This window comes from Haloarchaeobius lipolyticus (assembly GCF_051208015.1).
Lineage (GTDB): Archaea > Halobacteriota > Halobacteria > Halobacteriales > Natrialbaceae > Haloarchaeobius.
On sequence record NZ_JBPKGF010000003.1, the window covers coordinates 156,761 to 175,161 of the forward strand.

At 66.4% G+C, this 18,401-nt stretch carries 20 protein-coding genes; 6 read left to right on the plus strand and 14 right to left on the minus strand.

The genetic code is table 11. From position 1 onward, the window contains the following. Nucleotides 1-162: 162 nt before the first annotated feature. Nucleotides 163-885 carry an HNH endonuclease gene (locus tag ACSC1Y_RS10645; RefSeq protein WP_435334820.1) on the minus strand — a complete coding sequence of 241 codons (723 nt, stop codon included), beginning with the start codon at nt 883-885 and terminating at the stop codon, nt 163-165. A 43-nt stretch (nt 886-928) separates the two neighbouring features. Then, entirely contained in the window at nt 929-3,892 is a 2,964-nt protein-coding gene (gene uvrA / locus ACSC1Y_RS10650) for an excinuclease ABC subunit UvrA (RefSeq protein WP_435334821.1), read from the minus strand. Between the two features lie 151 nt (nt 3,893-4,043). On the opposite strand from uvrA, the gene ACSC1Y_RS10655 reads away from it, so the two are divergent. Next, nucleotides 4,044-4,607, plus strand: a complete 564-nt coding sequence (locus ACSC1Y_RS10655; protein WP_435334822.1) for an LURP-one-related/scramblase family protein — start codon at nt 4,044-4,046, stop codon at nt 4,605-4,607. A 172-nt stretch (nt 4,608-4,779) separates the two neighbouring features. Here ACSC1Y_RS10655 and ACSC1Y_RS10660 read toward each other — a convergent pair whose 3' ends face one another. Together ACSC1Y_RS10660 and ACSC1Y_RS10665 are read right to left on the minus strand one after the other, a co-directional pair. Beyond that, nucleotides 4,780-5,169, minus strand: a complete 390-nt coding sequence (locus ACSC1Y_RS10660; RefSeq protein ID WP_435334823.1) for a DUF5611 family protein — start codon at nt 5,167-5,169, stop codon at nt 4,780-4,782. Nucleotides 5,170-5,206: 37 nt separating this feature from the next. Then, entirely contained in the window at nt 5,207-6,223 is a 1,017-nt protein-coding gene (locus ACSC1Y_RS10665) for a DUF7093 family protein (RefSeq protein WP_435334824.1), read from the minus strand. 188 nt (nt 6,224-6,411) lie between these two features. Between ACSC1Y_RS10665 and ACSC1Y_RS10670 the strand changes: the two genes are divergently transcribed. Further along, nucleotides 6,412-6,708, plus strand: a complete 297-nt coding sequence (locus ACSC1Y_RS10670) for a DUF6432 family protein (protein WP_435334825.1) — start codon at nt 6,412-6,414, stop codon at nt 6,706-6,708. A 57-nt stretch (nt 6,709-6,765) separates the two neighbouring features. Here the strand turns inward: ACSC1Y_RS10670 and ACSC1Y_RS10675 are convergent, their stop codons facing one another. Both ACSC1Y_RS10675 and ACSC1Y_RS10680 read right to left on the minus strand, forming a co-directional pair. Further along, nucleotides 6,766-8,190, minus strand: coding sequence for a ribonuclease FAU-1 family protein (locus ACSC1Y_RS10675; RefSeq protein WP_435334826.1), 1,425 nt, complete (start codon nt 8,188-8,190; stop codon nt 6,766-6,768). After that, a complete protein-coding gene (locus ACSC1Y_RS10680; protein ID WP_435334827.1) occupies nt 8,187-8,561 on the minus strand; it encodes a DUF7532 family protein in 375 nt (124 codons plus the stop codon). The genes ACSC1Y_RS10675 and ACSC1Y_RS10680 overlap by 4 nt, the downstream gene beginning before the upstream one ends. Before the next feature lie 390 nt (nt 8,562-8,951). On the opposite strand from ACSC1Y_RS10680, the gene ACSC1Y_RS10685 reads away from it, so the two are divergent. Next, nucleotides 8,952-9,995 carry a PrsW family intramembrane metalloprotease gene (locus ACSC1Y_RS10685; protein WP_435334828.1) on the plus strand — a complete coding sequence of 348 codons (1,044 nt, stop codon included), beginning with the start codon at nt 8,952-8,954 and terminating at the stop codon, nt 9,993-9,995. Between the two features lie 18 nt (nt 9,996-10,013). On the opposite strand, the gene ACSC1Y_RS10690 is transcribed toward ACSC1Y_RS10685, so the two are convergent. Further along, nucleotides 10,014-10,619, minus strand: coding sequence for a riboflavin synthase (locus ACSC1Y_RS10690; protein WP_435334829.1), 606 nt, complete (start codon nt 10,617-10,619; stop codon nt 10,014-10,016). Nucleotides 10,620-10,734: 115 nt separating this feature from the next. On the opposite strand from ACSC1Y_RS10690, the gene ACSC1Y_RS10695 reads away from it, so the two are divergent. After that, the gene (locus ACSC1Y_RS10695; RefSeq protein WP_435334830.1) at nt 10,735-11,013 is read left to right on the plus strand and encodes a DUF7533 family protein; all 279 of its coding nucleotides are present in this window, start codon (nt 10,735-10,737) and stop codon (nt 11,011-11,013) included. Here ACSC1Y_RS10695 and ACSC1Y_RS10700 read toward each other — a convergent pair. The 4 genes from ACSC1Y_RS10700 to ACSC1Y_RS10715 all read right to left on the minus strand — a co-directional run bounded on the left by ACSC1Y_RS10700 (nt 10,999) and on the right by ACSC1Y_RS10715 (nt 14,676). After that, the gene (locus ACSC1Y_RS10700) at nt 10,999-12,099 is read right to left on the minus strand and encodes a M24 family metallopeptidase (RefSeq protein ID WP_435334831.1); all 1,101 of its coding nucleotides are present in this window, start codon (nt 12,097-12,099) and stop codon (nt 10,999-11,001) included. The two genes, ACSC1Y_RS10695 and ACSC1Y_RS10700, sit on opposite strands and share 15 nt — an antisense overlap. A 6-nt stretch (nt 12,100-12,105) precedes the next feature. Further along, the gene (locus ACSC1Y_RS10705; RefSeq protein WP_435334832.1) at nt 12,106-13,947 is read right to left on the minus strand and encodes a UvrD-helicase domain-containing protein; all 1,842 of its coding nucleotides are present in this window, start codon (nt 13,945-13,947) and stop codon (nt 12,106-12,108) included. Nucleotides 13,948-14,071: 124 nt separating this feature from the next. Further along, nucleotides 14,072-14,230 (minus strand): DUF7563 family protein, encoded by a 159-nt coding sequence (locus tag ACSC1Y_RS10710; protein WP_435334833.1) that lies wholly within the window; start codon nt 14,228-14,230, stop codon nt 14,072-14,074. A gap of 266 nt (nt 14,231-14,496) precedes the next feature. Beyond that, nucleotides 14,497-14,676, minus strand: a complete 180-nt coding sequence (locus ACSC1Y_RS10715) for an HVO_0416 family zinc finger protein (RefSeq protein WP_435334834.1) — start codon at nt 14,674-14,676, stop codon at nt 14,497-14,499. A 206-nt stretch (nt 14,677-14,882) separates the two neighbouring features. Between ACSC1Y_RS10715 and ubaA the strand changes: the two genes are divergently transcribed. After that, nucleotides 14,883-15,695 carry an SAMP-activating enzyme E1 gene (gene ubaA, locus ACSC1Y_RS10720; protein ID WP_435334835.1) on the plus strand — a complete coding sequence of 271 codons (813 nt, stop codon included), beginning with the start codon at nt 14,883-14,885 and terminating at the stop codon, nt 15,693-15,695. 22 nt (nt 15,696-15,717) lie between these two features. On the opposite strand, the gene ACSC1Y_RS10725 is transcribed toward ubaA, so the two are convergent. Beyond that, nucleotides 15,718-16,488 carry an HAD-IIA family hydrolase gene (locus ACSC1Y_RS10725; protein WP_435334836.1) on the minus strand — a complete coding sequence of 257 codons (771 nt, stop codon included), beginning with the start codon at nt 16,486-16,488 and terminating at the stop codon, nt 15,718-15,720. Nucleotides 16,489-16,649: 161 nt separating this feature from the next. On the opposite strand from ACSC1Y_RS10725, the gene ACSC1Y_RS10730 reads away from it, so the two are divergent. After that, nucleotides 16,650-17,009: a DUF4097 family beta strand repeat-containing protein gene (locus ACSC1Y_RS10730; RefSeq protein WP_435334837.1), complete on the plus strand. Its 360-nt coding sequence runs from the start codon at nt 16,650-16,652 to the stop codon at nt 17,007-17,009. A gap of 62 nt (nt 17,010-17,071) precedes the next feature. On the opposite strand, the gene ACSC1Y_RS10735 is transcribed toward ACSC1Y_RS10730, so the two are convergent. Then, nucleotides 17,072-17,479, minus strand: coding sequence for a desampylase (locus tag ACSC1Y_RS10735; protein ID WP_435334838.1), 408 nt, complete (start codon nt 17,477-17,479; stop codon nt 17,072-17,074). After that, nucleotides 17,479-18,393, minus strand: coding sequence for a cobalamin-binding protein (locus tag ACSC1Y_RS10740; RefSeq protein ID WP_435334839.1), 915 nt, complete (start codon nt 18,391-18,393; stop codon nt 17,479-17,481). The genes ACSC1Y_RS10735 and ACSC1Y_RS10740 overlap by 1 nt, the downstream gene beginning before the upstream one ends. Between the last annotated feature and the right edge of the window lie 8 nt (nt 18,394-18,401).

The following is an 18,401-nucleotide window of genomic DNA, read 5'->3' on the forward strand; positions in this document are numbered from 1 at the left end:
GTCGACAAAACTCCGTGTGCCGTGCTACCGGCTGTCGGCTGGGGTCGAAGGGGCGAACAGACGGCACTCGCTCGCGCGCGACGGTGTGCCGTACACCCGCTGGCCGTCGCGCGGTTCCAGTCAGGTCACGCCGGGTCTGGGTCCGTCTTCGTACAAGAACTCTCAGGCGGGAAGAGACCAGTCGAGGGACCGATTGTGCTGTTCGAGGAGCGGGCGCACGTCGGGTGCAGAATCCGGGAGGGAGAGGTGCTGGCCGTCGCGGTCGAGGAGGGTGCGGCGCAGGAGGTCGCTCCCGGTATCGAAGTCTGGTGCCACCCGGAGGCGGTAGTCGGCGTCGATGGTGAACAGTTCGGCGTCGAAGGCGGCGTGGTGGGTTTTCGAGAGGAGGAGGACGTTTTCGGGTGCCAGACGCTCGGATTCGTACTCGCTCCACGGGAGTATGTGGGCGACGTCGAGCAACCTCGGGTGGTCGACGCCGGAGACGAGGCCCCGTGACCGGTAGTTCGCCAGAGTCTCGGTACGGAATGCAGCAGGCATCGAGCGAACGGTCGCTTCGGTTTCGTATTCCGTCGCTCGGTAGGACGGTTGGTGATACATACTGGCCTCGTACGTGGGCGATTCAGGTCCGGGAGCCGCGACCTCGTCGTCCTCTAGGTCGAGAATTCGGTACGTCCCCGCGTAGTCCCTGAACGTGACCTCTCCACGGTCCCGAAGTTGCTGCATTATCTGGCTGAACTTCTGGCCGGGGTTCCGGTTGTTCGGGAAGGCTGCTTCGAAGACGGGCAGTGCGCTACCGAGGAACTCCTGTCGTGTGAGGACCGGGCTCCCGGTGTGCTCCTGATACCGCTTCAACTCGCGACGCACGACCGCCCGCCACTCGGACATACCCTGGGCGAGGGATCGACCGGTCAAAAAAGGGTGGGCCGACTCAGTCGTCGTCCGTCGGTGCCGCCATCTCCCGCGTCTCCGGCTCGACGCGCTGCCCGCGCGGGCCTTCGATGTCCACGCCGGGGAGCAGGTCGCGCAGGTAGCGGCCGGTGTGGGAGTCGTCGTTCCGTGCGACCTCCTCCGGCGTCCCCTCCGCGACGAGGTCGCCGCCGTTCTCGCCGCCTTCGGGACCGAGGTCGACGACGTGGTCGGCGTTCTTCACGAGGTCGAGCTCGTGCTCGATGACGACGATGGTGTTGTTGTCATCGACGAGCCGGTGGAGCACGTCGATGAGCTTCTTCTCGTCGGCGGAGTGCAGGCCCGTGGTGGGTTCGTCCAGCAGGTAGAGGGTGTTACCGGTGTCGCGCTTGCCGAGCTCTTCGGCGAGCTTGACGCGCTGGGCCTCGCCGCCGGAGAGCGTGGTCGAGGGCTGGCCGAGCGTCATGTAGTCGAGGCCGACGTCTTTCAGCAGCTTCAGTTTCCGTCGGATGCGCGAGGAGGACTCGAAGAACTCGTAGGCCTCCTCGACGCTCATGTCGAGCACGTCGGAGATGGTCTTGTCCTTGTAGGTGACGTCCAGCGTCGCGTCGTTGTAGCGCGCGCCCTCGCAGGCCTCACAGGGGACGTAGACGTCCGAGAGGAAGTTCATCTCTATCTTCACGGTTCCCTGACCGCCACATTCCTCACAGCGGCCGCCCTTGACGTTGAACGAGAAGCGACCCTTCTCGTAGCCGCGCTGCTTCGAGAGCTTCGTCTCGGCGAACAGCTCACGGATGTAGTCGAAGACGCCGGTGTAGGTCGCGGGGTTCGACCGCGGCGTGCGGCCGATGGGCGACTGGTCGATGAGTCGGACCGTTTCGATGTCCTCGATACCCTCGATGTCGTCGTGGTCGCCGGGGTTTACGGACTTGTTGTCGTTCATCCGCCGGACGAGGCCCTTGTAGAGCACGTCGTGCATCAGGGTGGACTTCCCGGAGCCGGAGACGCCGGTGATGGCGGTGAAACAGCCGAACGGGATGTCCACGTCGAGGTCGCGCAGGTTGTGCTGGCGAGCGCCCCTGATGGTGAGGTAGCCGTCGTGCTCGCGGCGCGTCGCCGGGACGGGAATCTGCTTGCGGCCGGAGAGGTAGTCCCCGGTGATGCTCTCGTCGCAGTCGACGACCTCGTCGAAGTCGCCCTGCACGACGACCTCGCCGCCGCGTTTGCCCGGGCCGGGGCCCATGTCGACGACGTTGTCGGCGCGGCGCATCGTCTCCTCGTCGTGCTCGACGACGAGCAGGGTGTTGCCGATGTCGCGCAGCTCCTCGAGCGTGTTGAGCAGGCGGTCGTTGTCTCGCTGGTGGAGGCCGATACTCGGCTCGTCCAGCACGTAGAGCACGCCGACCAGCCCGCTGCCGATCTGGGTCGCGAGTCGGATGCGCTGGCTCTCGCCGCCGGAGAGCGTCGAGGCCTCGCGGTCGAGGGTCAGGTACTCGAGGCCGACCTCGGCCATGAAGCCCAGCCGGGCGCGGATTTCTTTGAGAATCTCCGTCGCGATTGTCGTCTCGCGTTCGTTCAGCTTCTCCTCGAGACCCTCGAAGTGGGCGAGCGCGTCGCCGATGCTCATCCGGTTGACCTCGGTGATGGCGGTTCCGCCGACGAGGACGTGGCGGCTCTGTTCCTTGAGCCGTGTCCCGTCGCAGGTCGGGCAGGTGGTCACCGCCATGTAGTCCTCGATGTGGTCGCGGGCGCGGTCGCTGTCGGTCTCGACGTAGCGGCGTTCGAGGTTCTGGATGACGCCCTCGAAGGGTTCGTCCTTCCGGCGGATTCCGTTCTTGGTGCGCCACTCGAAGTGGACCTCCTCGTCGGTCCCGTACAGGAAGGCGTTCTGGACCTCGTTGTCAAGCTCCTCCCACGGCGTCTCGACGCTGACGCCGAAGTGCTCGGCGACGTTGTCTATCTGGCGGCTGTAGTAGGTCCGGTTGTAGCCCCAGGGCTCGAAGACGTCCTTCAGCGGGAGCGTCGGGTCGACGACGACGAGGTCCTCCGAGACCTCCTTCGTCGAGCCCAGACCGTCACAGTCGGGACAGGCGCCGTGCGGGCTGTTGAACGAGAACGACCGCGTCTCTATCTCGGAGAACTGGAACTCGCTGTTCGGATTGCCCAGGTCGGTCGAGAACTCGACGACGAGTCGGTCGTCGCCCTCGCCGCCGAGCGAGCCCGTCGAGCGGGTGTTCGAACCGAGTTCGACCTCCTCCGGCGGGTCCGGAACGATGAGCTTCAGTCGGCCGTCGGCCTCGTCGAGTGCCGTCTCGACGCTGTCGGTGATGCGCGGGCGGCTCTCCGGACCGATCTTCACCCGGTCGACCACCACGTCGATGGTGTGGTCGTAGTTCTCGTCGAGGTCCGGCTTCTCCATCGTCAGGTCGTACAGCTCACCGTCGACCTCGGCGCGGGCGTAGCCGTCGGCGACGAGCTCCTCGAACAGGTCCTCGAAGGCACCCTTCTGGTCGCGGACGACCGGCGCGGTCAGCATCGCCTTCGTGCCCTCCGGCAGTCGCATGATCTGGCGGACCATGTCTTGAGCGCTCTGCTCGCCGACCTCCTCGCCCGTTATGGGGTCGTACTGCGTGCCGACGCGGGCGTACAGCAGGCGAAGGTAGTCGTGCAGCTCGGTGACCGTCCCGACCGTCGACCGCGGGTTGTTCGCGGCGTTCTTCTGGTCGATGGAGATGGCGGGCGAGAGCCCCTCGACCGTCTCGACCTGCGGCTTGTCCATCTGCCCGAGGAAGTTCCGGGCGTAGGCGGACAGCGACTCGATGTAGCGGCGCTGTCCCTCGGCGTATATCGTCTCGAACGCGAGCGACGACTTCCCCGACCCCGACAGGCCCGTCACCACGTTGAACTTCTCGCGTGGGATGCGCACGTCGAGGTCCTTCAGGTTGTGCTCTTCCGCACCCTTGACCTCGATGTACTCCTTGCTCATTCGACTGAGGGCAGGGGCGGGACGACCCTTAGGGTGTCGGTTGCGGATGCAGCGTGGGCGACCGGGCGGACGAGTCGGGGCTGGGACAGGACGGCTCTTCGACTGGTCGATGACACGAGACTTTAGGTACTCCCCGGCGCAACCGGTGGCCATGACGAACGTCAGCGGACTGGACCTGAGCGGCGACCGATACACGATCAAGCAGAAGCTCATCCGGAACAAGTACACGGTCTACGACCAGACGGGCACGGCCATCCTCAAGGCGAAGCAGAAGATGTTCAAGATGAAAGAGGAGTTCCCGTTCACCACGCCGGACGGCGACCCCGTCTTCACGATCAAGGCCGGCGGTATCCTCGACTTCTCCGGCGACTACACCGTTACCGACGCGGAGACGGGCGACGTCGTCGCCATCCTCGACAAGAACTTCACCTTCTTCAAGCACAAGTGGCAGGTCCGCGACGCGAACGGGACGGAACTCGCACGCATCGAATCCGGGAGCACCATCGTCGAGGTCCTCCGGAACTTCAGCGAGATATTCGGCCTCATCCCGCACAAGTACACCATCGAATCGCCCGACGGTCGGTCGATGGGCTCCATCAAGGGTAAGTTCTCGCTGCACGACACCTACGAGATAGAGATAACCGACGCGGGTGACGCACCGAAGGAGGCGCTGGTCATCGCCGCTATCGCCATCGACGCGCTCGAAGGGAACTGAGACGGTCGCGGGCTGCCTCGCCCGTGGGCTGTTCTTCGGCACACCTGCCAGTCGCGGAGACGAGACTGCTGCCAGTGGTCGCCCCGAGAGACCTGCCGGCCGCCCCGAGAGACCTGTCGGTCATGGTGAGGACGGTTCCGCGAGGAACAGCGACGGGCCGCAGCGAACCGGCTCAGGCGTCGAAGTCGTGGTCGGGGTCGTCCTCGACGGAGCGCTTCATCGACTCGCGTCGGGACTTGGCGTCGCGGCCGGTCGCCTCGAGCAGGAACTCGTTCTTCAGGGAGACGGCTTCGGCGGCGGCCTCGAGCTCCTCGGCGGAGAGCTCGGCCGGGTTGCGCTCGACGAAGTCGACGGCGAGCTTGTCCTTCTTGCCGGAGTACGCGACCGCACCGACGACGATGCGTTCGAAGACGGGATTGTTCGGCTCGTCGATGACGTAGAGGTCGCTCCCTTTGAACTCCTCCGTGCCTGTGATGGGGCCGAAGTACTCCTCGACGGTCGTCTTCAGGTCCGGGATACGCTCTTCGAGGTACTCGCCACGTCGCATCTTGTACTCCTTCATGGATGGCACATAGGCAGGCGGGTGTTTACCTGTTTCGTCACCGTCGTGATTCGGAGAGGTAGCCCCGCTTGCAATCGGGGCAGATGTCTCCCGCACGGAGGGAGGTTCGCGACCGATGTTCGGTGTTGCCACAGGCGGGACAGACGAGGTCTGCGTCGACGCTCGTGGTCGTTCCCTCGGTCGGCGCCGTCGCCTCGCCGGCCGACGCGATGCCGGTCGGGGAGTCGCCAGCCGCGCCTCGGGCGCGCTCGTCACGGTCGTGTTCGGGTGCGCCGCTCGTCCCGTCGTCGATGAACTCCGCGTCGTGGCCGTCGTCCGAGACGTCGGACGAGTGGCGAGCCCCGCCGAGCTCGACGTCCGCGACCTCGTTCTCGGGGACGGTCGCGTCGAAGCCCTCGTCGGTTCCCTGGTCGTGTTCCGGCCACGCGTGGTCCTCGCCGGAGGGTTCAGGGCCGGTCTCGTGTTCTGGCCACTCGCCGTGGGCCCGGTCGTCGTCGGTGGTCGGTTCGGCAGCGTCGTCGAGGATTAGCCCGTCGTCGGTCTCGGGGTCGGCGCTCGGGTCGGGTTCCGGGCCGCCGCCCTGGACCTCGTCCGTCTCCGCGTCCTCTTCGGGGTCGGCAGCTCCGAGGTCCTCTCTTTCCTCGCGGTCGTCCTCATCGTTGAGGATCATCGCGTCGTCGTCCTCCGGTTCGTCCGGGAGCTCGATTCCGGTCGCACCGTCGTCGAACGCGCTCTCTTCGTCGCCTTCCTCGCCTTCGTCGACGAGTGCGGCACCGTCGTCCGCCTGCACGGCCGGCTCGGCGTCGTCGTCGGTCTCTGCTTCCTCCACGAAGTCACCGTCCCGCGTCGGTTCCGCACGGCGGTCCCGGCCGGACCGGCTATGCTGGACGGACGTGACCTCGGTGTTCTCGCTGAGGAGGTTCCGCGAGTCACAGCGCGAACAGACCTCGTACTCCCGCACCGTCATGACGACCTCGTTACCCTGCTCGTCTCGCTCGTCCTCGATTTCGGTCTCGCTCCAGTCGTGGCCGAGGAGCGAACACTTCAGACCCATTGTACCGGCTTACCCCGTCCTCGGGTAAAAGAGTTTGCTGATGCTGGGGAATCGTGTAGCGTCCCCGCGTCGTTCTGGTGGAGCGGCTGGCCGACGTACCGAGCGGTTGTGACTACGAAACAGACCGTTCTCGACCCCTTCGCCAACAGGGGTAAGGGTGAAATCCCGCCCGCTCGAATGTGAATACGATGAAGGCAAAGCGGGAGTACCGTGAGCGCAACCCCGTCGACGTCTCGGTGCTCGACGCCCTCGTGGACCGCGCAGAGGACGGCATGACCGTCTTCGAACTGCGTTCGACGGTCGACGAAGACATCGACGAGCTCGAGACGGCGCTCGCAGACCTCAAGGCGGACGACCTCATCCTGGTCGAACAGACCGGGTCACGCACCGTCATCAAGCCCGCAGACCGGGTCGTGCCGGACGAGGACGATATGGTCGAGGACCCGTCGCTCGTGGAGGAACTGCGCAAGAAACTGCCATTCTGACCGCGTCCTGCCTCTCGACCCGCGCTCTGCACTCCGGTCTCGCCGTCGGCGCGACCACTACGAGAGCGCACGCTCGACAGCCGCGGCGACGCTCCTGGCCTTCTCGGCAAGCGGTTCCGAGAGGTAGCCAGCGGCAACCGCCTCGTCCAGCTCGTCGTCGTCGACTCGCACCACCCGTCCGTCGGGGTGTTTGACCACGTCGACGTGGAGGTCGACGTACCGGGCCTGGTCGGGGAACAGCTCGACCGGCGTGCAGATGTTGACGTAGGTGCCCTTCCGTTCGCCGTCGGCGCTCCGGTAGACCGTCGGATACCACCAGCGGCCCTCTTTCAGCTTCGTCACCGCGACGTCACCCTCCTCGCGGGGGACGCCGAGCGCGTCGTAGCTGCCGCCGCTGGACATCTTGCGCTCGAGCGTGACCTGCCCGTTGGGGTCGTAGTCGGTGACCTCGCCGCGGCCGAGGACGATGAGTCGACCCTCTGGCTTGCCGTGTGCGAGTGCGATTCGGTCGCCCGCCACCGGGCCGAACTGTTCCGTGACGGCCTCGAACGGGAACTCGTCGCCCGGGTCGTCGCAGACGGCCTCGACGAAGTCCACGGCCGTGCTCGCGGAATAGTGAGCCGCCTTGATTCGGTGGTGGCCCGTCATCGTGTTCTCCACCTCGCGACGGACCGCGTCCAGGGCGAACCGACACTCTCGGCCGAACCAGACCCACGCGGTCGCCTCGGGCGCGACGAGGAGCGACGGCGCGTCGTCCGGATCGCTCTCGGTACCGGTCGACGCCAGCGAATCGTCGAGCTCGGTCGCCCGCTCCGCCGCCACTTCGAGCGCGGTTCCGAGGGCGCTCATGGTCGCGTCCTCGGCGGCACGCTGCCAGCGGACGCCCCAGCCGTCGGGGACCTCGACGGGCAGTATCTCTGTCGTCCGGACGAGCTCCGTGGCGCGTTCACCGCGGACGTTCGCCGAGACGCCGGAACGGCCGCGGGAGAGTTCGACCAGCCCGTCGTGAACGACCAGCGTCGTCGATAGTTCGGCCCGGTCGCGCGACCAGGGTGCGACGGGTTCGTGGACCTGGACCTGGTGAACGTCGCCCTCGTCGACGTAGCCGTCGACCTCGTCGAAGGGGAGGAAGCCCTCGGTCTCCCCGAGGTCGACGATGGCGCCACTGCCCAGCGTCTCCGTCACGACGCCGGTGAAGACCGCGCCGCGAGGTGCCGGGTCGTCCCAGGCGATTCCGTCGATACCGACGTCGAGACAGGCCTCCCTGACCGTCGAGACCGCATCCTGGTCGCCGTGGACGCCCACGCCCTGGCGGTCGTCGGTCGTCTCTATCTCGGCGTCGGCGGGCCGGGCGGCGAGGTCGGCCTCGTGGCTCTCGAACCGGCGTCGGATGGGCGGCGACGCCTGGACGACCTCGTGGCCCTCCCGAAGGAGGTGCTGGGTGAGTGCGGTCGTGTAGATGCCACGGACCCTGGCGTTCATAGCTTCTCGCGGGTCGCGGCGAACCGGACGCGGTCGTGGACGCTCGGCCCGAGCGTCAGCTCGACGGTGCCGTCGTCGAGGATACGACCGTCTTCGACGTAGACGCCCCAGGTATCGAACCGGAGCCAGCCGCGCATCTCCGCGGCGTGGGTGGTGATGTCGCAGTACTCGACGGTGTGTTCGGGGTACTCACTGGCGCTGTGAGCCATGTCCATGTCCGAGTACACCACGTCGTTCGTCTCGAAGAAGGTCATCAGTGCGTCCGCGTCGTCAGCCGTGCGCTCGGCCACGTCGGCAGAGGCTGTCTGCAGTTCGTCGGTCGTCAGGCCGACCGCGCGCAGGGCAGCCTGCGTTCGCTGGTCGAAGTGCATGGCAGTCGCTACTTGGGGCAGGGTCTTTATCCGTTCGACAGCGTCGTGCGTCGCCGGTGGCTCAGTCGTCGGCCAGGGTGTCGCCCCAGCGCGACGTGGTCGGGGCGGGAGAGGGTGACACAGAAGAGGGTTGCGGGGTGGTCGGTTCGACGTCGGGTGCGTTCGAAAGTTTCGGTACTGGTTTTCTGAAACCGTCCTCCTCTGTCGGAAGGTCCGGGTAAAGCATTCGGCGGGAATTGTTCACTGTCATTGGCTGTCACACGAGGTTGCACAGTTATAAGCTTCGCCCTTATACATATCTTGTGGTATAATGCCATATTAAGGATATTATTCTGAAGGCGCGCTCGCGAGGGGGAAGCGTTAGGGGGTGGTTGGCCGTATGCCGGAGCAATGAGTCCGCGCCGTGACCCGGTCGAGCACGCGGCCGACCGGGAGCGAGACCTGTACGAGATAGCGACGTGGGAGCCACGCTCGAGACTGGACGATTTCGCCGTCTCCGTCTACGAGGGTCTCCGGCCAGCCGCGAGAGTCGTCGTCGTCCTCGTCGCGGCGCTGCTCGCGCTCGGCCTGTTCGGGCTCGGCGTGGCGCTCGCCGTCAGGACGCCGCTCATCGGTGCGTTCGTCCTCCTCTCGGTCGTGCCCGCCGGCCTGCTCGCCATCTACATCTACCGCAACGACGTGACCTCCGGCGAACCGCTCACACTGCTCGTGGGAACCTTCCTGCTCGCCATCCTGTTCGCGACGTTCGCCGCCGTCGTCAACTCGGTGATGAGCAACGTCTTCAAACTCGTCGGCCTCCCGACGAGCAGTCTGCTCGGCGGGCTGATCTACTTCTTCCTCATCGTCGGGCCCGGCGAGGAGGTCGTGAAGTGGCTCGCCATCAAGATGTATCCCTACCGCCGCCCCGAGTTCGACGCCGTCATCGACGGGGCTGTCTACGGCGCGGTCGCCGGTCTCGGCTTCGCGACCATCGAGAACGTCGTCTACATCACCAGCAACGTCGACACGGCGACCGGCATGCAGCTGCTCAATGCGGGGACCTCCATCGCGGCGGTCCGCGCCTTCGCCGGACCGGGCCACGTCATCTACTCCGCCGTCGCCGGCTTCTACCTCGGGCTGGCGAAGTTCAACCGCGAGTACTACGGCCCAATCGTCGTCAAGGGACTCCTGCTGGCGGTGCTGTTCCACGCGACCTACAACACCACGGTCAGCCACGTCCCGCAGCTGCTCGCTGCCCAGTTCGCCTCGGCCGGCGTCGAGATCGGCGTCTTCGGCGCGTTCCTCGTCTACGTCGTCGTCTACGACACCGTCATCGGTCTGTTCCTCTACCGGAAGATACGGAACTACCGCCGCGTGTTCATGGAGGTCGGGGCCCACCGCGATACGGACACCGACTCCGAACTCACCGAGTACGACAGCCCGCCCCGGTTCTGACCCGGGGACGAGACGCGCTCACTGCAACCGGTCGACGTAGCCGTCGAGCATGTTCTCGACGTACTTCGCGACCACGTCGACCTCCAGATGGACGAAGTCGCCCGGTTCCTTCGTCGAGAGGTTCGTCAGCTCGTAGGTCGTCGGGATGATGGCGACCGAGAAGCGGTCGTCCTCGCGCTCGGCGACGGTCAGGCTGATACCGTCGAGCGTTACCGAACCCTTCTCGACGACGTACTGGCCGTAGCCCTCGGGGAGTTCGAACGTGAACCACCAGTCCTCGCCGACCTGCTCGATGGCTAGTACCTCGGCGGCCGTGTCGACGTGTCCCTGCACGAGGTGGCCGTCGAACCGGCCGTCGCCCGGCATCGCCCGTTCCAGGTTGACGAGGTCGCCCTCCTCGACGGTGCCGAGGTAGGTCTTATCGACGGTCTCGCTCGCGAGGAACACCTCGAACGTCTCGTCGTCGAACGCTTCGACCGTCAGACAGACCCCGCTGACGCTGATGCTGGCGCCGTGCGAGACGTCAGAGAGCACCTCGTGGCCCGCGATGCGCAGTCGTCGTCCGTCGTCCGTGTCGGTCACCCCGACCACCTCGCCCGTCTCCTCGACGATACCGGTGAACATACCTCGACAGTCGGGGTCGCCCGCAGAAAACGTTGTCATCCGACGGTGACTCCTCCGGTCCTCGTGTCGGACCCGTTCGAGCGGTTTTTACCGTCCCCTCGCGAACCGTGGTCCAATGGGACGGAGCATCATCGGACAGGTGAAGATGCTGGGCGTGCTCGCGTTCGCACTCCCCGCGATAGCCGCCGGACTCGATATCTTCTTCCGGGAAGGCAATCCGTGGGGTGCGGCACTCGTCGTCATCGGCATCGCGATGATTCTGGTCGAGAAGTACATCGACACCCCGTTCGACCTCCCGGAGAAGGTCGCGGGCGAGGCCATCTCGGCGGTCGTCAAGGAGCCAGAAGACGACTCCTTCGGCGACTCGGTCGACGACGGCTCAGGGAAGAAGTGAACGCGGGAACGCCCCGAGCAGTCGTCCCCCATCCTCGGTGACCTCTACGAGTTCTGCCAGCCGAACGGTCCCTTCCTCGTCGTCAGTCACCCGCGCGTCGAGCGCCAGCACCGTTCCGGCGTCGAGGTCGTCGGTCCGGTCGAGTTCGGGCGCCTCGCGAGCGTCGAGACCGACGCCGTAGCCGGCGACGCCGTCGGCATCGAAGCCGTACGCGGCGACCTCCGCTTCCAGCTCGGTCCAGACGGCGGTCGCCGTCTCACCCGGACCCAGTTCCTCGATGGCTGCGTCGAGTGCGCCGTTCACGGCGAGCTGTGCCCGGCGCGACCAGCCGCCGTCGCCGTCGACGACGAACGTCCGGACGAGCCGGCCGTGGTAGCCGTCCGGGCCGAACGGGGCGAGGTCGACGACCACGGTCTCGCCGGCCCAGACCGCGCCCGACGAGCGCGGTGTCGTCGGGTTCGTCCCGATGCCGATGGCTGTCTGTCCGGGGTGGACGCCCTGTTTCGCCATCGCGGCGTTCGCCTCTCTGCGAAGCCGGAGCGCGGTCAGCGGCGCGTCCTCCCAGTGGAGCGGCGCGCCCTCCTCGTGAACGTGGGCCTCTGAGAGGACCGCCGCCACGCGGCGCATCCCGGCGCAGGCCGCGGACTGGACCGTCGTCTGACGGAGCCGCTCCGGGTCGGTCTTCACCACGCGCGCTTCGTCGACGACGGTCGTCGACGCGACGTCGTATCCGGCGTTCTCGAGGTAGAGCGCGGCGTCGTGTGGAATCGTTCGGGGTGTGAGTACGGTCCCCGTCAGGTCGAGGTCGTCGAGGACGGTCGCGACGCGTTCGCCCGTCGGTATCTCCCCGCCGGCGGGAAGGACCTGGTCGCCGGGGAACGTCTCAGTCGCCGCTGCGGGAGCGTCCGGTGCGAGCAGGAACGTCCGGTCGGCCGTGACGACGACCGCGAGTTCGCCCTCGACGCCACCGGTTCGACCGAGATAGCGGAGCGTGGAGTCGGTCTCACGGCCGACGTGGACGAAGGCGCGGGCGTCGCGGTCGCGAAGCTCCTGGCGGACTGGCTCGAAATCGGAAGTGAGTGGCATCTGCTGTCAGTCGGCTGCCTGTTCCGGCTCCTTCGCGAGCTCGATGAGCTCGTCGATGTCGGCGCCGGTCGGCTCGTTGTTCAGGAGCACGTCGATGGTGAGCGTCGGGGCCCCGTCGACGAGGTTCTCCATGAGGACGAGACGCTCGCGAGCGCGGGACATCCCGACGTAGAAGACGCGGCGCTCGTTGTCGGTCAGGACCGGCACGGGCGAGGTCGTCTTCGTGAACTCGGTCCCCTCGGGGACGTCGTCCTCGTCGACGGTGGCGACCATCTGCTCGACGACCTTCTCGGTCAGGTCGGTGGCCATGAAGACGTGGTCGGCTTCGCGACCCTTGGCGGAGTGGATGGTACCGATGCGGACCGTGTCGCGGTCGAGACCGCGGTACTCCTGCGTCGCGAAGTAGGCCTTCATCGACTTCCGCTGGAAGGACGTGACCTTCCGGACCATGTCCGACGCCGAGGCGGGGCCGGGCATGAACGGGACGTGGTCGCTCACGAGGTCGGGCGAGATGGACAGCTCGGTGAGGTCGTCGATGCCGGCCTCCTCCTGGGCCTCGTCGATAGCGTCGAACAGGTCGTCGCGTTCGTTCGTGCCGAAGGCGGACTCCTGCAGCATATCGGCGAGCCGCCGCGCCTGCAGGCCGTTGATGTCTTCGTCCTCGTCGATCAGTTCGACCGCGGTGACGTAGTCGTCGAGTCGGTCGGTCCAGAGCCGCTGGTCGGTCAGCGCCTTGAACGGGATGCCCTCGGTGATGAACTCGTCGATGAACTGGAACATCTGGTAGCGGGCACGGAACAGCACCATCACGGTACCATCGTCGTTCTGGACCGTCCGACGGACGTTGCGCACGAGGTCGAGCATCGACGGACTCTGGACGGCCTCGACGACGCCACCTTCCTTGCGTGGCTTGAGGTCCTTGTCCTGGCGCTTGTCGATGTGTCGAATCTCACGGTTGACGACGTTCAGGATGCGCGAGGGAAGCCGGTACGAGTTCGGGAGAATGACGTCCTCGTCCGGGTCGGCCTCGAGCAGGAGGGCGGGGTCGGCTCCCTGCCAGGCGTAGACGACCTGGTCGTCGTCGCCGGCGAGCAGGACGCCCTTCATGTGGGGCTTCCACTCCTCGTAGACGTCGTGCTGGAGCTTCGTGATGTCCTGGAACTCGTCGATGACGAGGTAGTCGACGTTCGGGAGCAGCGAGCGCTGTTTGACCCGCTCGAGCATGTCGGCGAAGCCGGTCAGCTCGTTCTCGCCCTTGTAGGTCCGCCACGCGCGGATGGCCTCCGGCACGTCGATTCGGTCGTCGGCCGCCGGCCACGTCGGCGTGTACTTGTTGCCGGACTGGGCGTTGGGGTCTATCTCGGGCGGGAGACGCACTTCCTCCTGGTTCCACTGGAAGGGGACGTCGTACCAGTCGGCGACGTCGCGGTTGGTCCGCTGGAGCCACTGGGAGGTCGCGATGATCTTGTTGCCGATGGTGGTCGACCGGGCGGTCCGGCGGCCGGCACCGCTGTACTCGTCCTCGTACTCGATGCCGTACTCCTCACAGAATTCCTCCTTGTCGGACTCGCCGACGACGTCGTTGCGAGAGAGGTTCAGCAGGTCGTACGCTTTCGCGTGCATCGTACAGACGTTGCCCTGGAGCGACCGGGGGTTGATGTCGAGTCGCTCGGCGAGGCGTTCGCGGACCTCGGCGGCGGCGGCACGGGTGTAGGAGACGACGAGGACGTCACGGAACTCGACGTCGTCTTCTTCGAGAATCTCCTCTACCTTGTCGAGGAGAGCTGTCGTCTTCCCGCTCCCGGGCCCACCGAAGAGACGGGTAACTTTCGTCTCGGCGTCACTCATTAAACGCATACTGGGTGTGGACACGTATAAGAGCCGTGGGTTCGGTTTCCCCCCGCGAAACCGCGGGTACCGGTCGCCTGCGGGTGGTGAAAAACGAGAGGATGAGACAGTCGGTAGACGATACTCAGTTGTTACGCGGAGAGCGGGCCTCCCGGACCTCGCTCCCGTCGCGGATCTTGTCCTTGCAGTTGGGACAGACGCGGGGGTCCTCGATGCCTCGCGGTGTGAACACTCGTGCGTACGCATCGGTGACGAAAGACCCGCAGTTCTGGCATTCCGGCATATGAATCTCCACCCTATCCTGATGGAATTATTTATTATAACGTTTCCCCCAAACTGGCTGGGTTGCCGGTTCCCCTATGTTTGACAATGATGTTCACGCGCTCCTTGAATACCAAAGGTTGCCGCCCGAAACCGGGTATTCTGGACACGAGGGAGTATCTCAAAAAACGTTCACCTCTCGCCCGATACCTGTTGCTCACCGATTGGGTTTCGGAGAATGGTCGCTCGACCCGACCTGTTCGCCGGTCGGGTCAGCGTGACCGGCGGTCAGTTCGGCTGCCAGTCACAGACGGTACACTCGTGGGCACCTTCCTCGTGAAGGGACATACACTCCGGGCACTGGAGCTTGTTGTAACTTCGATCCCACCCTACCGGTTCTGTCTCGTGGCCGCGGTCTGCGAGGAATTGGTCGAACACGTCGTCACCGGGTTGGGGTGCGGACGCCATATGCCATGGTAAGGCACACCACGTACTAAACCGTTGTGGTGTGACACCCCCGCGTTCCCCGAACACAAGGTTTAGAAACCCCCTGTCGGCGATTGCCGACTCTTCACCGACTCCGTTCGGACCCGGCTGAACCGAGGTTCACCTGCGCGCCTCTCCCACCTGCGCACCCGTGAGAGTTTTTCACCCGGGCCCACCAACTTTCGGCCATGGCCGACCTCTCGCTCGACTCGACACAGCTCGACCGCTACTCCCGTCACATCATCATGGAGGAGGTCGGACCGGCCGGCCAGCAGCGGCTGCTCGACGCTTCGGTCCTCTGCGTCGGCGCCGGTGGCCTCGGCTCGCCCGCCATCGAGTACCTCGCCGCCGCCGGTATCGGTCACCTCGGAATCGCCGACGACGACGTCGTCGAGCGGTCGAACCTCCAGCGCCAGGTCATCCACCGCGACGCCGATGTCGGCGAACCGAAAGCCCAGAGCGCGGCCCGGTTCGTCCGCGACCTCAATCCCGACGTGATGGTCGACCCCATCGAGGAACGGGTCTCCCCCGAGAACGTCGAAGAGCTCGTCGACGAGTACGACCTCGTCGTCGACGGGAGCGACAACTTCGCCACTCGCTATCTCGTGAACGACGCCTGCGTGCTCTCTGAGACGCCGTTCGTTCACGGCGCCATCTACAAGTTCGAGGGACAGGCGACGACCTACGAGCCCGGCCAGCCCTGCTACAGGTGTGTCTTCCCGGAGGCACCCGAACCGGGCACCGTCGCGGACTGTGCGACGACGGGCGTCCTCGGCGTCCTCCCCGGCACGGTCGGCTGCATCATGGCGACCGAGGCGGTCAAGCAGGTGCTCAACGCGGGCGAACTGCTCGACGACCGGCTCCTGCTCTACGACGCGATGGACATGAGCTTCGACGAGGTGCCCGTTCGCAAGAACCCCGACTGTGCCGTCTGCGGCGACGACCCGGCTATCGGGTCGATTCACGACGTCGATTACGCCGAGACGTGTGCGATAGAGTAGCCGAAGCCAGCTGCTCCCAGCTTCACAGGATAGACGCCACGTCACCCAGCGACTCCAGCACGTGGTCCGGCTCGATGTCCGACCCGACCACCTCCTCCCGCGTCGTCGCCCCCGTCAGCACGAGCGCCGTCTCCATCCCGGCGCGTTCGCCCATCAGGATGTCCGTGTGGAGGTTGTCGCCGACGACGAGACACTCACTCGGCGTCACGTTCAGCTTCGCACAGACCGCATCGGCCATGGCCTCCGAGGGCTTGCCGACCACGAGCGGGTCCCGTCCCGTCATCCCCTCGATGGCACCGATGGTCGCGCCCGCACCGGGTTCGAGCCCCTGCTCCGTCGGGTAGGTCCGGTCGCGGTTCGTCGCGACGAAGATGGTCCCCTTGTGGAACGCTCGGAGCGTCCTCGTCAGGAGCTGATGGCTCAGGTCCGTCACCTTCCCGGCGACGACCACGTCGGCGTCTCCCGTCTCGACTACGTTCAGGCCGGCGTCGTACACCTCGCGTTTCAGCACTTCGTGACCCACCACGAACACGTCGGCGTCGGGCTGGTGGCGGGCGAGGTACTCCGCCGTGGCCGAGGCAGAGGAGGAGACCTCGCCCGCGTCCCGCGGAATCCCCAGCGACTCGAGCGTGTCGGGAAAGGCCTCGCGGTCGACGCTGGTGCTGTTCGTGACGAACTCGATGGCGAAACCGGCGTCGCGGAGGGCACGGATACCATCGTCGGCGCCCGGAATCAGTTCGTGTCCGCGCCACACCGTCCCGTCGAGGTCGACGATGGCCGCCTGTCGTGTCATGGCGGGTTGTTCTCGCCGGGTCGTTGTAAGGCTGGGGCCGTCGCAGTTCTCCCTGCTTCCTGTGGACTATCCCTGCCTCCCGAGAATTCCCCAGCTCCCCGACTGCCCTGCGCTCGCACGCCTCAGCCCCGGCTTATCTCTTCACGCGCCGAACTATCTGCATGCACGACATCTCCCGCCGGACCCTCCTCGCTGGCGGCGCGACGGCGCTTTCGCTCGGTCTCGCCGGCTGTATGTCCTTCCCCACGAACACCCGGTCCGCCGGCGGAGGCTACTCGGTCGACGGCGGAACGCTCCTCGTCGAGACACCCAACGGCGACGTGACGGCCCGACTCGCGGCCGACCTGTCCGGGTCGGTCCGGGCATCGACCGGGAACGGCGCGGTCTCTCACCGCGACCTCGAACTCGTGGCGACGAGGACGGAGAAACGGCTGCTCGAGGGGACGCTCAACGACGGCGGTGGCTCACTGCTCACGATCGAGACCGGGAACGGGAACGTGTCGCTCGAACCCGCGCCTTGACGAGACGGACGTCACGTGCCCCGACGAGACGGACGTCACGTAGAACCAGGTGTAACGAGCCGTCAGGCCGGCTGGAACCGCTCGCCCGTCCAGAGCCAGCTCCGGACCGTCGGTTCGCCGGCCAGCGAGACGATGCAGTACACCGTGTCGGCCCAGGTCGCCAGCTCGTGGTCGGTCTCGCTGGGCCCGTCCGGTCCTCGCGGATGTGAGTGGTAGAAGCCGACCAGCGTCTCCCCCGACTCCTCCAGGTCGTCGATGACGCGGACCGTCTCGGCCGGGTCGAGTCCGTACCGGGTTCTGGGCGAGTCGGCGACGTTCGGAACAGGGTGGACGCTCTCGACGATTCGTTCGGGGGCCTCGCCGTCGCTGCTGTCTTCCAGGCGTCCGCCCAGGACGCCACAGACCTCGTTCGGGATGCCTGCGCGGGCGAGGTCGACGAGCCGGTCCCGGGTGTCGCCGGCGAAGCGCATCAGTGGGCCGGTAGCAGTCTCGAGAGCGGGACCGCCACGTCCTCGGGTGGGTTCTCTTCTTCCTCGTGGACGACGGCCGCGAGGTACTCCAGCGAGTCGACGACGCGTGGTCCGGGTCGGTTCATGTACTGGTCGCCGTCGATGGCCCAGACCTCGCCGGTCTGGACCGCGGTCAGGTCCTCCCAGCCGGGCCGGTCCGTGAGGTCGGCGAGGTTCCGCCGAATCTGGTCGATGTCGAACCCGCAGGGAGCGACGACGAGCGAGTCGGGGTCGTACCGGAGCAGGTCCTCCCACTCCCGGGGACGGGAGCGGTCGCCCGGCGCGGCCATCCCGTACTCGCAGTTGGCGCGGTGGGCCAGTTCGGGCACCCAGTGGCCCGCGACCATCGCCGGGTCGGTCCAGTCGAGCACCACGACGTGGCGCTGCTCGTAGGCGCGCGTCCGCTCCTCGACGGCTGCGACGCGCTCGCGAAGCGAGGCGACGAGCTCCGCCGCCCGCTCCTCGCGGTCGAGTGCCGCACCGACCAGTTCGATGTCCCGGTAGATGTCAGAGAGACTGTGCGGGTCGGTGGTGAGGATTTCGGGGTCTGCTGCGATGCTCTCGACCGCCTGCTCGACGAGGACCTCGTCGACGGCGCAGACGTCACAGACACCCTGTGTCACGACGATGTCCGGGTCGAGTTCGTCCAGCAGGTCGACGTCGATGCCGTAGACGCTCCCGAACTCGGCCTCGGCTTCGTGGACCTGTCGGTCGATCTCTGCCGTCGTCCCGCCGGCGTCGACGTGGCTGTAGTCGACCGCCGGCTTCGTGCGAGCGTCGGGCGGATAGTCGCACTCGTGGGAGACGCCGGCCGGCTCCACACCGAGGGCGTAGACGACCTCCGTCGCGGAGGGGAGCAACGTCACGACGTTCATACTGCTGG

What these genes read in the sequence shown, in the direction of transcription:
- ACSC1Y_RS10655 (WP_435334822.1), top strand. Translation starts at nt 4,044, where the DNA reads ATGACGAACGTCAGCGGACTGGACCTGAGCGGCGACCGATACACGATC.
- uvrA (WP_435334821.1), bottom strand. Translation starts at nt 3,892, where the DNA reads ATGAGCAAGGAGTACATCGAGGTCAAGGGTGCGGAAGAGCACAACCTG.
- ACSC1Y_RS10660 (WP_435334823.1), bottom strand. Translation starts at nt 5,169, where the DNA reads ATGAAGGAGTACAAGATGCGACGTGGCGAGTACCTCGAAGAGCGTATC.
- ACSC1Y_RS10675 (WP_435334826.1), bottom strand. Translation starts at nt 8,190, where the DNA reads ATGAACGCCAGGGTCCGTGGCATCTACACGACCGCACTCACCCAGCAC.
- ACSC1Y_RS10715 (WP_435334834.1), bottom strand. Translation starts at nt 14,676, where the DNA reads ATGGCGTCCGCACCCCAACCCGGTGACGACGTGTTCGACCAATTCCTC.
- ACSC1Y_RS10725 (WP_435334836.1), bottom strand. Translation starts at nt 16,488, where the DNA reads ATGACACGACAGGCGGCCATCGTCGACCTCGACGGGACGGTGTGGCGC.
- ACSC1Y_RS10690 (WP_435334829.1), bottom strand. Translation starts at nt 10,619, where the DNA reads ATGTTCACCGGTATCGTCGAGGAGACGGGCGAGGTGGTCGGGGTGACC.
- ACSC1Y_RS10695 (WP_435334830.1), top strand. Translation starts at nt 10,735, where the DNA reads ATGGGACGGAGCATCATCGGACAGGTGAAGATGCTGGGCGTGCTCGCG.
- ACSC1Y_RS10740 (WP_435334839.1), bottom strand. Translation starts at nt 18,393, where the DNA reads ATGAACGTCGTGACGTTGCTCCCCTCCGCGACGGAGGTCGTCTACGCC.
- ACSC1Y_RS10705 (WP_435334832.1), bottom strand. Translation starts at nt 13,947, where the DNA reads ATGAGTGACGCCGAGACGAAAGTTACCCGTCTCTTCGGTGGGCCCGGG.
- ACSC1Y_RS10685 (WP_435334828.1), top strand. Translation starts at nt 8,952, where the DNA reads ATGAGTCCGCGCCGTGACCCGGTCGAGCACGCGGCCGACCGGGAGCGA.
- ACSC1Y_RS10730 (WP_435334837.1), top strand. Translation starts at nt 16,650, where the DNA reads ATGCACGACATCTCCCGCCGGACCCTCCTCGCTGGCGGCGCGACGGCG.
- ACSC1Y_RS10680 (WP_435334827.1), bottom strand. Translation starts at nt 8,561, where the DNA reads ATGCACTTCGACCAGCGAACGCAGGCTGCCCTGCGCGCGGTCGGCCTG.
- ubaA (WP_435334835.1), top strand. Translation starts at nt 14,883, where the DNA reads ATGGCCGACCTCTCGCTCGACTCGACACAGCTCGACCGCTACTCCCGT.
- ACSC1Y_RS10700 (WP_435334831.1), bottom strand. Translation starts at nt 12,099, where the DNA reads ATGCCACTCACTTCCGATTTCGAGCCAGTCCGCCAGGAGCTTCGCGAC.
- ACSC1Y_RS10735 (WP_435334838.1), bottom strand. Translation starts at nt 17,479, where the DNA reads ATGCGCTTCGCCGGCGACACCCGGGACCGGCTCGTCGACCTCGCCCGC.
- ACSC1Y_RS10665 (WP_435334824.1), bottom strand. Translation starts at nt 6,223, where the DNA reads ATGGGTCTGAAGTGTTCGCTCCTCGGCCACGACTGGAGCGAGACCGAA.
- ACSC1Y_RS10710 (WP_435334833.1), bottom strand. Translation starts at nt 14,230, where the DNA reads ATGCCGGAATGCCAGAACTGCGGGTCTTTCGTCACCGATGCGTACGCA.
- ACSC1Y_RS10645 (WP_435334820.1), bottom strand. Translation starts at nt 885, where the DNA reads ATGTCCGAGTGGCGGGCGGTCGTGCGTCGCGAGTTGAAGCGGTATCAG.
- ACSC1Y_RS10670 (WP_435334825.1), top strand. Translation starts at nt 6,412, where the DNA reads ATGAAGGCAAAGCGGGAGTACCGTGAGCGCAACCCCGTCGACGTCTCG.